Origin of the sequence: Kribbella catacumbae DSM 19601, assembly GCF_000372465.1 — a bacterium.
Lineage (GTDB): Bacteria > Actinomycetota > Actinomycetes > Propionibacteriales > Kribbellaceae > Kribbella > Kribbella catacumbae.
The window spans coordinates 69,758-82,977 of the sequence record NZ_AQUZ01000038.1 but is presented as its reverse complement, the minus strand read 5'-3'; the positions used below and the strand labels follow the sequence as shown (position 1 = coordinate 82,977).

Here is a 13,220-nt window from a genome sequence, read left to right as displayed (position 1 = left end):
CAACGCCCTCGGCGTGACCCAGTCCATGGGTGCGGTCGGCACGAGCGCCGACAACGCACTCGCCGAGTCGTTCAACGCGACCCTCAAGCGAGAGATCCTCCAAGACCACAACTCCTGGCCCGACGAGGCCACCTGCCGCCGCGAAGTGTTCCGCTGGGTCACCCGCTACAACACCCGCAGGCGGCACTCCTGGTGCCGCTACCACTCCCCGAACACCTACGAAACCCTCTACCCCGCTACGCTCCCGTCGGCGGCGTAATCCACCACCGTGTCCATGAACCGGGGGTAAGGCCCGATTTTCGGCTCTCCTGACTGATCCGTGGGTCTTTCGGGGTGTTGCCCGACTCCTCCAGGCAGCCGATCCGATGACTGTGGCTCGGAACGTGGGTGAAAAGGGGGCGAATGATCAGAGGAGGGGTGGCCGGATTGCTCATTTTTTGCCGAGATTGAGGGGTTCCGGCCGGTTGGTCGCTGACCTAGACTCCGATGCTCCGACACGGACCACAGGGAGGGGGCGTCATGCGCTGTATCGATCCGCCAGTGGAGAGCTGACCGTAGTGCCCTAGCCAAGCATGGCGCTGCGCCCGGCGCTTCGGCCCGGGCGCACGTCAATGAGGTCGATTGTGCGAGGACCGATGCCCGCAGTACCTGTCACCGTCGATACCCGGCAGCTCGATCGGAATATCAAGCGCTTTCATCAGCAGGTGGCAGAGGCCGGCTGTATGACCCGAGCGCATCTGAAGGCGCATCGCACCACCGAACTGGCCGCGCGGCAGGTAGCGGCCGGCGCGGTGGGAGTTTCCGTCCACAGTGCGCAGGCCGCGCGTGACCTCGCTGCCGTCGGGGTGACCGATGTCGTGGTGGCATGGCCCTGGCGGGAGCCGTGGCGGTGGCCGCTGTACGTCGGCGCCGCCCACGAGCTTGAGCACTTCGCCGTCCACGTCGACGATGCAGAAACGATCACCGGGCTGGGGCGAGCGGCCGCCGCGGCTGGGGTGCAGATCGGCGTACGGATCGATCTGCGGCACACCCCGGCGGCCGACGTACTGACACTGGCTCGCTTGACCGAGTCGACTGCCGGAGTACGGCTGGACGGGGTGACCGGGTACCACGGGCCGGAGACGGCCGAGGACATCAAGGACTTCTCGCTGCTGGGACGACGCCACGCGGAAGAGCTTGTCGCCACCGCAGAGTCGATTCGAGCAGACGGGATCGAGTGCCCAGTGGTGAGCGCCGGCGGTACTCCGACAGCTCTGGGTGCCCTGAGCGTCAACGGCATCACCGAGATCGTCGCGGGGGCGTACGCGACCCTGGATGCCGGGCTTGCCGCCGCGGGCGTCTGTGATCTTGCTGAGGTGGCGATCAGCGTGGCCGGCGATCGGGCAGACCTGCTTGCCGATTGTGCCCAGCCCTGGGACCCGGACTCGGTGTCGGTGCCCAGGGACGGTCGGCTGCTGCCCGGTCACGTCTGCCCGCTGGCCGTGAACCTGATGCGCGGCAAGGTCGAGATCACCGTCATCGACGGCGGCGCGACGGTCGATCGGTGGTTGCCGCAGGGCAGACCGGATCGCGAGTAAAGGGTGCCGGGACGGTTTTGGATCTTTCTTAGTGCCCGGACGGTGTCAGTGCTCGGCAGCGCCTTCGGGCCGATCGCCCTGGCGTTCGGAGTTCTCTCGCTGCCAGGTACGACGTCCGCCACACTCGGCGTGGTTCTGGCCGCCCAAGGTGTTCCGCAACTCGCCCTGCTCCTGCTGGGCGGTGTGATCGGCGACAGGTTCCCCCGGAACCGCGTACTGGTGGTCGCCGAACTGGTCTCAGGTCTCGCCTATGCCGGACTGGCGACGATGTTGCTTACCGGCCAAGCGCCGATCGTCTTGTTGTGTACGGCCGCCTTTGTCGCGGGCGCTGCCTCCGCGCTACTGCTGCCGTCTCTCACCGGCACCGTGGCCGACCTCGTGCCGGCCGACGAGCTGCAGCGCGCAAACGGGCAGCTTCGGCTTGGTACTAACTCGGCTCGCATCGCCGGTGTGCTCGCTGCGGGAGCGATCGTCGCCTGGCTCGGACCGGGCATAGCGCTGGTGGTCGATGCAGCGACCTACTTCGTCGCGGCCGGGCTCCTGAGCGCGGTCCGGCTGCCCGGCTCGGCCGTCGCCGGTCGCCGTGATCTGCTTGGCGATCTGCGAGTCGGCTGGCATGAGTTCGCGAGCAGGTCCTGGTTGTGGTCCACCGTGGCCGCGGCCGCGGTGATCAACGCGGCCCTGACCGCCGCGTTCGGAGTACTCGGTCCGGCAATGGCCAAGGAACGCCTCGGCGGCGCGGTGGCCTGGTCACTGGTACTGGCGGGCTATGCGGTCGGCATGCTGGCCGGAGTCGTGGTGGCGATCAGGTTCAAGCCGCGGCGGCCGCTGCCGACAGCTGTCATGTTCGCGCCCTTGCTGGCGTTACCGCTACTGGCACTCGGCTTCCGCGCACCTGTGCCGGTCATCGTCGTCGCGGCCTTCTGTGCGGGCGTCGCGACGGACATCTTCGGCGTTCTGTGGGACACCACCATGCAGACCGAGGTGCCGGCCGACGCGTTGTCGCGAGTCAGCTCGTACGAGTACCTGGTTTCCCTGTCCCTGAAGCCCGTCGGAGCAGTGGTCGCGGGCTTGGTAGCCGCCGAGCTCGGTCCAGCCACAGGACTTCTGCTCTTCGGCGGCCTGATGGTCGTCGCGGCGGCCAGTGCGTTGGCCCACCCAGCAGTTCGGCATCACCTACCCCGACAAGACCTTGGAGTCCGCCCATGAACGAGGGATACGTCGAAGGATTCGCCCAGGCCTACGACCAGTTCTGGCATCCCTATCCGACCAAGTCCGCGGCGTCGCTGCTGAAGCTGATGCAAAGCGTCGTACCCGACGCCCGCACCGTGCTGGATGTCGGGTGCGGTACCGGCATCGTGGCCGATCACCTCCAGCGGGCCGGCTACGCGGTGACCGGGCTGGACAAGTCGCCGGCCATGCTCGCCCGGGCCCGGGCACGCCTTGGCGATGCGGCAGCGCTGATCGAGGGGGATGCGGCCGACTTCACCGTCGACGAGCAGTTTCCCGTCGCGGTGTCGACGTACGACATCCCGAACCATCTGCCGGACCTGGAGCGGATCGGGGCCTATCTGCAGTGCGTGTACCGGGCGGTCTCGCCGGGCGGCCTGTTCGTGTTCGACATCGCCACCGTCACGGGGCTGCGGGGGATGAACACGGTCCAGATTCGCGAGACCGACGAGGCGATGCTGCTGTTCCGGGGCGCGCTGAACGAGCCCCTGGGCGTCGGCTTCTATCGCATCTCCGGAGTCGTCCAAGCCGAGGACGGCCGCTACGACAGGTTCGAGACCACGATGACCAACATCGTCGTACCTGTCGACCACCTCCTGAAGCTGCTGGCCGATGCCGGCTGGGCCGACAGCTATCTGGCCGCCCAGGACGACCTGCTGACGCCACTCGATGAGGTGCCCGGCACGCTCCCGCACCTGTTCGTCGTCTCGCGCAAACCCTGAGTCAGGGGCCTGTCACAGCCAGTCCGGCTGCACTGTTTTAGTTGCCGACGGCGCCAGACGAGACGACAGTGGTGTTGTGACCGTTGCGGCGATGGTCGCCGAGTTCGACGATGCTGCGGGGTGGACCGCCGAAGCTGTCGAAGAGCTCGGCATCCAGTACGCGATCCCGGCAGCCTGTCGTGGCAGTGCCAGCCCGGGTGCTCTGGCTTGGCTGGCCGAGGCCTGCGAGCTGTCCGCCGGAACCAGGCTGCTGGACGTTGGTGCCGGCGCGGGCGGTCCCGCGGCGTGGGTGGCCGAGCAGTTCGGAGTACGGCCTGTACTACTGGAGCCGATGCAGGCTGCCTCCCGGGCCGCCGCACGGCTCTTCGGGTTGCCCGTCATAGCCGCCGACGGAGCCCGGATTCCACTCCGGACCGCGTCGATGGATGCCGCCTGGTGCTTGGGCGTGCTGTGCACGATGGAGGACAAAGCCGCCTTGCTCGGAGAGATCAACCGGGTCCTGACACCCGGTGCCTCGCTGGGGCTACTAGTGGTAGTTGCCCAAAGCCCGCAATGCCTGCCGGTTCCCGAGGGCAACTACTTCCCGACCCAGGACGACCTCGAAGCCCTGCTCGACCGGACGGGCTTCACTCTGATCGAGCAGACCGGTCGCCACGCCACGCCCCTGTCCTGGTCCCGCCGAGTGGACCAGGTCAGGGGAGTGATCGCCGCGAGACATCGCTCGGCTGAAGCCTACGAACTTGCCGCCCGGCAGGCCGAGTGTCTCAGCCGGCTGTTCGCGACCAACCAGGTTTCGCTAGAGCTGATCCACGCGGTGAGTCTTAGCCGAGGTAGTCGCGCCAGGGGCCGGTGATGGCGAGGGTCAGGCCGGGGGACTGGATGTTGACGAAGAGCACCTTGCCGTCTTCGGAGAAGGCCGGGCCACAGAACTCGGAGTCGTTGAGCATGTTGCGGGCGATCGCATAGGTGGGGCCGCCGGGGGTGGAGCTCAGCACGTGGCTGCTGGCGTTGCCGTCCTCGGCGAGGATGAGCGAACCCCAGGGCGTGACGGTGACGTTGTCCGGGCCGTCGAAGTTGAAGTCCTGGTACTTCGCGCCGGCGCCCTGGTCGGCGGCGCCGCTGGACGGGAAGTACGTGACCAGCTGGATGCTCTGGGTCTTGTAGTTGTAGAACCACACCATGCCGTCGTGCGGGACCGCGTCGGCCGGCAGGTCCGTCGTGCCCGAATTGGCGTACGAGTTGACGACGTACACGCCGTCGTCGGTGCCGTAGACGCCCTCGAACTTCTTGCCGCGGGTGACCTGGCCGTCGGTGAACTGCTTGCGGCAGGAGACCGAGACCGCGTCCCGGTCGGGCACCGGCACCCACGCGACCCGGAACGGGCGGAGCAGCTGCGCGGAGGTCAGGTAGGCGACATCCGGGATCGGCTTGCCGTCGTCACCGAGGATGGCCATCGCCTCGAAGGTGCCGAAGTCGACCTTCGCGAGGTCCTTCCAGCTCTCCTTGCCGAGCCGGTAGCCGGCCGGCGCGCTCCAGCGGTAGAACAGGCCGTTGGGGCCGGAGGCGTCCTCGGACAGGTAGATGTGGGCCTTGTCGCGGTCCACCGCGAGGGCCTCGTGCGCATACCGGCCGAGGGCCTTGAGCGGCACCGGGTGCGCGGTCTCGCCGTCGGCCCAGACCTCGAAGACGTAGCCGTGGTCCTTGAGCCGGGTGGTGCCGTTGGCCTTGCCCTCGGTCTCTTCGCAGGTCAGCCAGGTGCCCCACGGCGTGTGGCCGCCGGCGCAGTTGGTGAGCGTGCCGGAGATGGCCACCCACTCGCCGTGGTTCGTGCCGTCACGATCGACGGAGATGACGGTGCAGCCGCCGGCCGAGCCGACACCCGGGTCGTACACGGTGCCCTCGACGGGCGGCACGCCCAGCGCGTTGTTGCTGCCGATCTCGTGGTTCTGGATCAGCGTGTAGCGCTTGCCGGTGCCGAAAACCGCCATCCCGTCGTGCGCTCCCGGCGTCGGCTGGCCGGTCTTCAGCTTGGTCTCGCCCGCGCGGGTGACGACCGTGTACTTGAAGCCCGGCGGCAGCGCGAGGACACCCTTGGGGTCGTCCATCAGCGGCGGGAACGGGCGGTGGGTGGGGTACGGGCCGCGCTGAGGGTTCGGGGTCGCCTCGGCGAGTGACGGGACGGCGCCGAAGGCGGCGAAGCCGACACCGGTTGCGCCGGCGGCGGCGCCGCGGAGTACGGAACGGCGAGCGAGAGACATGGCGGTGCTCCTAAAGACATCGGTGGGATCTGCGGCCGCGCGCAGGCTCCCCGAGTGGACCGCCGCCGTCGCCGCGAGCTGATCCTGCCCTCGTCCGGCGGCACTACGGCAAACAGCACCTGAACAACCGGTTGGCCGCGATCCCGTCAGGCCGAATCAGCTGTCGAGTAAGGGGGAGGAGGCGGGCAGTTGCGATCGCGCGAAGGAGGCAGCCAAGTGGCCAGTACGGCGCGATGGGAGCGGAGCAGGTGAACCCGGATCACGTCGATTCGCCGTACTGCGTCGCGGCGCAGCCCGAGCATGGGCAGCGCGAGGCGCGCTTGCTGGACTGCCATCGCCGGCGTCGGGCCGTGGATGCGGAGGACGACCTCGACGTCACCCTCGACGAAGAACAGCACGGAGTGCAGCCGCAAGGGCCGTGGCAGCCGCCGGGCAGCGCGCCGCATCTTGTGCAGCTCAGAGGCCGACGGCGGGAAGCCGCATCGCAGCCGTACACCCACGTCGAACCGGGCCATACAGCCGATGATGCGCCGGGCAGTCGCCCAGGTCTAGCGCTTGATGGGAGGTTGTGGCCAACAATTCATGGACGGGGCCGGTAGCTTGGTGTGAGGGGTTTGATCGGCCACCGGTGGGAGGTCCTGTGCGGTTGAAGCGGGTCGATGTCGAGCGGCCAGGACTCACGCGGCGCAAGCGGGGCACCGGCTTCAGCTATCTCGATGCCGAGGGCAACATCATCCGGAAGGCCGAGGTGATCGAGCGGATCCGGATGCTGGCGATCCCGCCGGCCTGGCAGGACGTCTGGATCAGTGCGCACCCGAACGGCCACATCCAGGCGGTCGGCACGGACGAGGCCGGCCGGCGGCAGTACCTGTACCACGAGGAGTGGCGCGTCGCCCAGGACGCGGACAAACATGAGCGAGTACGCCGCCTCGCGCGCCGCCTCCCGGAGTTCCGCAAAGCCGTGGACCGCGATCTGTGCGCGAAGGGCCTGACCCGCGAACGTGTGCTCGCGGTAGCACTCCGGATGCTCGACCATGGCGTGTTCCGCACCGGCAACACGGAGTACGCCGAGGAGTACGGCAGCCGTGGAGCCGCGACGCTGCTCCGCGCCGATGTCCGGGTGAGCAAAGGCTTGCTGGTCTTCGATTTCACCGCCAAGGGCAACCAGCGCCGGACCCTCGAACTGGACGATCCCAAGTTGGTCACGGCCGTCAACGCGCTCAAACGCAGCCGGCACAACAGCCGTCTGCTGCTGGTCTACCGGGATCGGGACGGTTGGCACGAGCTCGACGCGAACCAGATCAACGAACGCTTCCAGGAACTGGTCGGCGACGACTACACCGTGAAGGACCTGCGCACCTGGACGGCCACGGTCCACGCAGCTGTCGCGCTGGCCCACGCCGATCCACCGGAGACCAAGAAGGCCACCACGGCCGCGGTGAAGGCGATGCTCGCCGACGTGTCCGAACATCTCGGCAACACCCCGGCGGTTGCCCGCGCCTCCTACGTCGACCCGCGCGTGATCACGCAGTACGAGGAAGGCCGCACCATCGCCCGCGCGATCAGCCGGGCCGGCTCCGACAACCTCAACCGCACCACGATCCGCGAGAAGCTCGAACGCTCGGTGGCCCGGCTACTGACCTGACGTCGCCTGGGCGAGGAGGCCGTCGACGAAAGCCTCCAGACCCCGGAGGTAGGTGTCTTGGGCGACCAAAGCGGGCCATTGAGTGGCGACGGAGCTGAGGTTTGGCAGCGGCAACGTGCTGAGCCTGTTCATCGCGGCGTCGATGTCGAAGTCGGGCCGTTGCCTGGCTGACCGGGCACGGACGAGGATCTCGCCGGCCGTGTAGTACCAGATGTTGCGGAAGAGGAGGACGGCCTGCTGCGGTGTGCAGCCGTGGTCGACGGCGCCGGCCAGCATGGTCTCGACGAACCAGAGCGTCGGCTCGCCGATCCGGGCGATGAACCCGTCGACGGTGAGGACCTCCGCCGCCCACGGCCAGGCGGCGAGGGCGTCGTGAACCACGTTGGCGGCCACGATGATCCGGTCCCGCGGCTCCTCGGGCAGCTCGGGATGGGGGATCTGATCGGCGTACTCGGTGATCAGCAGGAGGAGCAGGTCCTCTTTGTCCCGGACGTGGTGATAGAGGGTCGTCGGTCCGATGCCGAGCTCGGCGGCGAGCTGGCGGATGGTCAGCTTCTCCCAGCCCTGCTGGTCGATGAGCCGGCGGGCCGCCGCCAGGATCTGCACGCGGGAGGTCACCGGTGGCCGGCCGGTGCGGCCGGACGCTGCGAGTGGTCGGGGCATCGTCCCATCATCCCTGTCCGGGCCTCCGGCTTCGGGGAAGCGGGTGACTTCGGCCGCTGCACTCGACGACGTCATGGTCTCGATGCTACTTTCGGAACATGTTCCGGAACAAGTTCGAAAAGTCAGTCGCCCGAGGCACCCGGCCAGGCCTGATCCTCGCCGCGGTGGCCGTAGTGCAGTTCATGGTGTCGCTGGATCTGTCGGTGGTGAACCTTGGACTTCCACAGATCGCGGTCGCCCTCGGCTTCAGCGAGGTGGGCCTGACCTGGGTGATCCACGCCTACGCCCTCACCTTCGGAGGGCTGCTCCTGCTGGGCGGCAAGCTCGCCGATCGGTACGGCCGCAAGCGGGTGCTGCTGTTCGGGCTCGCGGTCTTCGGCCTCGCCTCTCTCGCCGGCGGGTTCGCCCAGGTGGCCGGTCACCTCGTCGCCGCCCGGGCGGCTCAGGGCGTCGGTGCCGCCGCGCTCGCTCCGGCCGCGCTGTCGTTGCTGACCGCAACGTTTCCGGCCGGCAAGGCCCGGGTCCGGGCCTTCGGCGTCTGGAGTGCGACGAATGCCGCCGGCGGCGCGCTCGGCGTCCTGATCGGCGGCCTGCTCACTGAGTACGCCAGTTGGCGCTGGTTGATGTTCGTGAACGTGCCGATGGCTGCAGGCGCGCTGGCCCTGGCCTGGCGCAGCGTCGCCACCGATCCGCCTGCCGTACGCCGCGGGCGCCCAGACGTGCTGGGTGCCATCCTGGCCACGGCGGGCATGACCCTGTTCGTGTTCGGCGTCCTCCGCACCGACCGGCACTCGTGGACGTCGCTGGTCACCTGGGCGACCTTGGCGATCGCCGTCGTGCTGCTGGCCGGGTTCATCTACGTCGAGCGGACCACCACCCGCGATCCGCTGATCCGGCTCGGCCTGTTCACCAACCGTGCGGTCGCGGGCGCCAACGGCTTCAACCTCCTGCTCGGTGCTGCGATGACGTCGGCCTTCTATTTCGCTTCCCTCTACCTCCAGCGGGTGCTCGGGACCGGCCCGGCCGCGACCGGGTTCGAGTTCCTTCCGTTCGCGCTCGGCGTGGTTGCCGGGGCCGTTCTCGCCGTCAAGCTCGGCTACCGGGTCGATCCCCGGACGCTGCTGGTCGGCGGCGGGCTGCTGACCGCGGCCGGGTTCGCCTGGTTCGGGCTGATCAGCGCCGACGGGTCCTTCCTCGTCGACGTGCTCGGCCCGTCGATCGTCACCAGCGTGGGAATCGGGCTGTGCCTCGGGCCGGTCGTGTCCATCGCCACGCTCGGGGTCGCGCCGCACGAGACGGGCACCGCCTCTGGGTTGCTGGCCAGCTCGCGGCAGATCGGCGCTTCGCTCGGATTGGCTGTGCTGGGGACCGCTGCGCATCGGCGTACGGGTGGGGGAGGGACGGCTGAGGCGCTCAACGACGGGTATGCGCTTGGCCTGCGGCTTGGTGCCGTGCTGCTGGTCGGCGCTGTTGTCATCGCATTCACAGTTCTGCGCAGTACGAGCAGAGAAGCAGAGCAGATGGTGAGCAGCCGATGAGGGAGTTGCTTCGTCCTTATCGACTGAGCTTCGCCGCGGTCGTGATCTTCCAGGTCATCGGCGCCGTCGCGGGTCTCGCGCCGCTGCTGGCGGTCGTCGAGCTGGGCCGCATCTTGTTGTCGCCCGGCCCGATCGATGACAGCCAGGCCTGGTACGCCGTGATCGCGGGCGCGGCCGGTCTGTTCGTCCGGCTGCTGTTCACGGCCGTGTCGTCCGGAATCGGGCATCTTCTCGACGACCGCGTACAGCTGTCGTTCCGCCGGCAACTGGCCACGCGGCTGGGAAGCGTGCCGATCGGCTGGTTCTCCCGGCGTCGGACCGGCGAGCTGGCGAAGGTCGTGGGCGAGGACGTGAGTGCTGTCCACCCGTTCATCGCCCACACGCCCGGCGAACTCGTCTCCGCCTTCGTCGTACCGCTGGTGTCGCTGATCTACCTGTTCAGCATCGATTGGCGGCTCACGTTGATCACCCTGCTCCCGGTGCTGCTGGCGGTGGCGCTGGTGCCGCTGATGATGACCCCGACGCGGCAGCGCGAGCAGGAGGAGTTCGACGCGGCGATGGGGCGGATCTCGAGCTCGGTCGTCGAGTTCGTGCAAGGGATCTCCGTGGTGAAGGCGTTCGGTGGATCCGGGCGCGCTCACCACAAGTTCCTCAAGGCCACGGACGAGTTCGTGGCCATCTTCTACCGCTGGGTGCGCGGCATCTCCGGGATCGCCGCGGGGATGCAGCTCGCGCTGTCGCCGCCGTTCGTCCTGCTGGTCGTGCTGATCGGCGGTGCAAGTCTGATCACCACCGGCTCGCTGGCCCCGGCTGACCTCTTGCCTTTCTTGCTGCTGGGGCTGGGGCTGACCGCTCCGGTAGCCGCGCTAGGGCACGGTTTCGACGAGATGCAGGCCGCCCGGCGCGCGGTCGGGCGGATCCAGGACGTGCTCGACGTGGAGTCGCTGCCACAGCCTGCTCGTCCGGTCGCACCGCACGGGCACCGAGTGGAACTGCGTGACGTCCGGTTCGGCTACGAGGCCGATCACGAGGTACTGCGTGGCATCGACCTGGTGCTCGAGCCGGGGACGGTCACCGCGATCGTGGGACCGTCGGGGAGCGGGAAGTCCACGCTGGTTCAGCTCTTGCCGCGGTTCTTCGATCCAACCCAAGGCTCGGTCGTTCTGGGCGGTGTCGATCTGCGGGAAATCGGCAGCCGCGAGCTCTACCGGATGGTCTCCTTCGTCTTCCAGGATGTGCGTTTGCTGCGCGCGTCGGTCGCGGACAACATCGCCCTGGCCGTGCCGCGGGCCTCCCTCGCTGACGTGGTCGACGCCGCCCGGCTGGCCAACATCCACGAGCGGATCCTCGAACTGCCCCGCGGCTACGACACGGTGCTCAACCAAGAGACCAGCCTGTCCGGCGGTGAGGCCCAGCGGATCTCGATCGCTCGCGCGCTGCTCGCCGACGCGCCCGTGCTGGTGCTCGACGAGGCGACTGCCTTCGCTGACCCACAGACCGAAGAGGCGGTACGCCGAGCGCTGGCCACGTTGGCGGGGGAGCGGACGATTCTGGTCATCGCGCATCGGCTGGAGACGATCGCCGACGCCGACACCGTCGTGATGCTCGAGAACGGCTCGATCGTCGAGCGCGGCAGCCCGGCCGAACTACTGACCCAGAACGGAAAGTTCGCCGCGTTCTGGCGATCCAACGACGGAGCACGGCAAGGAGAAGAGGCCCGATGATTCGACTGCTGCTACGGGTGCTGGGCCATGAATACGCCCGGCCGGTACGTCGCACTTTGGCCCTGATGACGGTGACCGCGATCGCCGAAGGCCTGTCCTACGCATTCCTGGTCCCCGTCCTGCGGGCGCTGTTCGGCAGCGAGCCGGCGGACGCATGGCCGTGGCTGATCGCGTTTGGGGTTGCCGTCGCGATCTACGCGACTCTGCGGTACAGCAGCGATCTGTCCGGCTTCCGGGTCGGAACCACATTGCTCCGCGGGATGTACCACCGGCTCGGCGATCACCTGGCCCGCTTGCCCATCGGCTGGTACAGCACCGGCCGCGTCGGGCAGTTGTCCGTGCTCGCGGGTCGCGGTGTTCTGCAAGCGATGGGTGTGATCGCACATCTGCTGTCGCCGTTCATCTCCGCTGCCGTGACTCCCTTGACGATCGTGGCCGTGATGCTCGCCTTCAACTGGCAACTGGGGTTGGCCGCGCTGGCCGCCGTACCGGTCGTGGCCGCGATCCAGGTTCGGACGGGACGCTCGATGGCCGCCACCGATGCGGATCGCGCCGAACGCGACAACGAGGCCACCGCGCGGGTGGTCGAGTACCTCCAAGCCCAACCGGTACTGCGGGCCGGCGGCCGGACCGCCGAACGCTTCAAGCTGCTTGACGATTCGCTGCAGGAAGTCCAGCGCGCGTCCCGGCGTACAACGCTGTCGGCGTTGCCCGGCATCGTGGGCCTGACGCTTGCGGTGCAAGCGATGTTCACCGGGTTGCTTGTCCTGGGCACCTATCTCGCGCTCGGCGGGAACATCGGTGCGGCGGAGGTTCTGACGATCCTCGTCCTGGCCGCCCGCTGCGCGGATCCGGTGCTGTCGCTGGCGGAATTCGCCGGTCAGCTCCGCGGCGCCCGTTCCGTGCTGGCCAGGCTCGATGCCGTACTGCGTACCGAGCCGCTTCCGGAGCCCAGCGAGCCGATCCAGCCGGAACGCCATGATCTGGAGTTCGACTCCGTCACCTTCCGGCACGGCGATCGCACAGTGATCGACGACGTGTCGTTCTCCGTACCGGCGGGACGGCGGCTGGCCGTCGTCGGGCCGTCGGGTGCGGGCAAGAGCACCTTGCTGCAGTTGCTCGCGCGGTTCTACGACGTCGATGCGGGAGCGGTCCGGGTGGGCGGTGTGGACGTGCGGGAGATCAGCACCGAAGCGTTGATGGCCCAGTTCGCCATCGTCTTCCAGGATGTCTACCTCTTCGACGGCACGATCGAGGAGAACGTGCGTCTCGGCCGGCCCGACGCGGACGATGCCGAAGTACGGGCGGCGGCGACCGCTGCGCAGTTGGATGACGTGATCGAGCGCTTGCCCGGCGGCTGGGCGACGAACGTCGGCGAAGGCGGCGCGCTGCTGTCGGGTGGCGAGCGCCAGCGGGTCTCGATCGCGCGAGCCCTGCTGAAGAACGCGCCGATCGTGCTGCTGGACGAGGTGACCTCCGCGCTCGACCCAGTGAACGAGGCAGCCGTCCACGAAGGTATCGAACGCCTGATGGCAGGCCGCACTGTGGTGATGGTGGCGCACCGGATGCGAACCGTCCGGCGCGCCGACCACGTCATCTTCCTAGCCGCCGGCCACATCGCGGAACAAGGCACCCACGACGATCTCCTCCACCAGGCCGGCCCCTACGCCACGTACTGGAACCTCTCCCAAACACCCGAACTCCACCCCTGAGTTTCGAAAGGGTCGCCCAAGCAGCAGGACTGAAGCGCAACCTTGAGCACCCGTCAGCCGCCCGCCCGGAGATCGAGTGGCTGGCGGGTGCCCAAAGTCGCCGCGCTGGCCGGACCCGCGCGGCGCTGGGGTGCAACGCCGGGAGGGTCTG

12 protein-coding genes are annotated in these 13,220 nt (G+C 68.4%); 9 read left to right on the top strand and 3 right to left on the bottom strand.

Annotated elements, in window-relative coordinates; genetic code table 11:
* The 5 genes from A3ES_RS0131395 to A3ES_RS49050 form a co-directional block, all read left to right on the top strand.
* The coding region (locus tag A3ES_RS0131395; protein WP_020390813.1) for an integrase core domain-containing protein at window positions 1-259 on the top strand (259 nt) is incomplete at its 5' end.
* 352 nt (window positions 260-611) lie between these two features.
* Window positions 612-1,577: an alanine racemase gene (locus A3ES_RS0131390; RefSeq protein ID WP_337587775.1), complete on the top strand. Its 966-nt coding sequence runs from the start codon at window positions 612-614 to the stop codon at window positions 1,575-1,577.
* Window positions 1,578-1,580: 3 nt separating this feature from the next.
* Window positions 1,581-2,786 carry an MFS transporter gene (locus A3ES_RS0131385; RefSeq protein ID WP_026163381.1) on the top strand — a complete coding sequence of 402 codons (1,206 nt, stop codon included), beginning with the start codon at window positions 1,581-1,583 and terminating at the stop codon, window positions 2,784-2,786.
* On the top strand, window positions 2,783-3,529 hold the full coding sequence (locus A3ES_RS0131380) for a class I SAM-dependent DNA methyltransferase (protein ID WP_020390810.1): 747 nt from the start codon (window positions 2,783-2,785) through the stop codon (window positions 3,527-3,529). The genes A3ES_RS0131385 and A3ES_RS0131380 overlap by 4 nt, the downstream gene beginning before the upstream one ends.
* A 76-nt stretch (window positions 3,530-3,605) precedes the next feature.
* On the top strand, window positions 3,606-4,382 hold the full coding sequence (locus tag A3ES_RS49050; protein ID WP_020390809.1) for a class I SAM-dependent methyltransferase: 777 nt from the start codon (window positions 3,606-3,608) through the stop codon (window positions 4,380-4,382).
* Here A3ES_RS49050 and A3ES_RS0131370 read toward each other — a convergent pair.
* The gene (locus tag A3ES_RS0131370; protein ID WP_020390808.1) at window positions 4,351-5,787 is read right to left on the bottom strand and encodes an alkaline phosphatase PhoX; all 1,437 of its coding nucleotides are present in this window, start codon (window positions 5,785-5,787) and stop codon (window positions 4,351-4,353) included. The two genes, A3ES_RS49050 and A3ES_RS0131370, sit on opposite strands and share 32 nt — an antisense overlap.
* 146 nt (window positions 5,788-5,933) lie before the next feature.
* On the bottom strand, window positions 5,934-6,302 hold the full coding sequence (locus A3ES_RS0131365) for a hypothetical protein (protein WP_020390807.1): 369 nt from the start codon (window positions 6,300-6,302) through the stop codon (window positions 5,934-5,936).
* Between the two features lie 125 nt (window positions 6,303-6,427).
* On the opposite strand from A3ES_RS0131365, the gene A3ES_RS0131360 reads away from it, so the two are divergent.
* The gene (locus tag A3ES_RS0131360; RefSeq protein WP_020390806.1) at window positions 6,428-7,432 is read left to right on the top strand and encodes a DNA topoisomerase IB; all 1,005 of its coding nucleotides are present in this window, start codon (window positions 6,428-6,430) and stop codon (window positions 7,430-7,432) included.
* On the opposite strand, the gene A3ES_RS0131355 is transcribed toward A3ES_RS0131360, so the two are convergent.
* A complete protein-coding gene (locus tag A3ES_RS0131355) occupies window positions 7,421-8,170 on the bottom strand; it encodes a TetR/AcrR family transcriptional regulator (protein WP_202806634.1) in 750 nt (249 codons plus the stop codon). The genes A3ES_RS0131360 and A3ES_RS0131355 overlap by 12 nt on opposite strands.
* 23 nt (window positions 8,171-8,193) lie before the next feature.
* On the opposite strand from A3ES_RS0131355, the gene A3ES_RS0131350 reads away from it, so the two are divergent.
* Genes A3ES_RS0131350 through A3ES_RS0131340 form a run of 3 tightly spaced genes read left to right on the top strand, consistent with a single transcriptional unit; the run spans window position 8,194 to window position 13,069 of the window.
* The gene (locus tag A3ES_RS0131350; protein WP_020390804.1) at window positions 8,194-9,633 is read left to right on the top strand and encodes an MFS transporter; all 1,440 of its coding nucleotides are present in this window, start codon (window positions 8,194-8,196) and stop codon (window positions 9,631-9,633) included.
* Window positions 9,630-11,357: an ABC transporter ATP-binding protein gene (locus A3ES_RS0131345; protein ID WP_020390803.1), complete on the top strand. Its 1,728-nt coding sequence runs from the start codon at window positions 9,630-9,632 to the stop codon at window positions 11,355-11,357. The genes A3ES_RS0131350 and A3ES_RS0131345 overlap by 4 nt, the downstream gene beginning before the upstream one ends.
* A complete protein-coding gene (locus A3ES_RS0131340; protein WP_020390802.1) occupies window positions 11,354-13,069 on the top strand; it encodes an ABC transporter ATP-binding protein in 1,716 nt (571 codons plus the stop codon). Before A3ES_RS0131345 ends, A3ES_RS0131340 begins: the two co-directional genes overlap by 4 nt.
* Window positions 13,070-13,220: the final 151 nt, after the last annotated feature.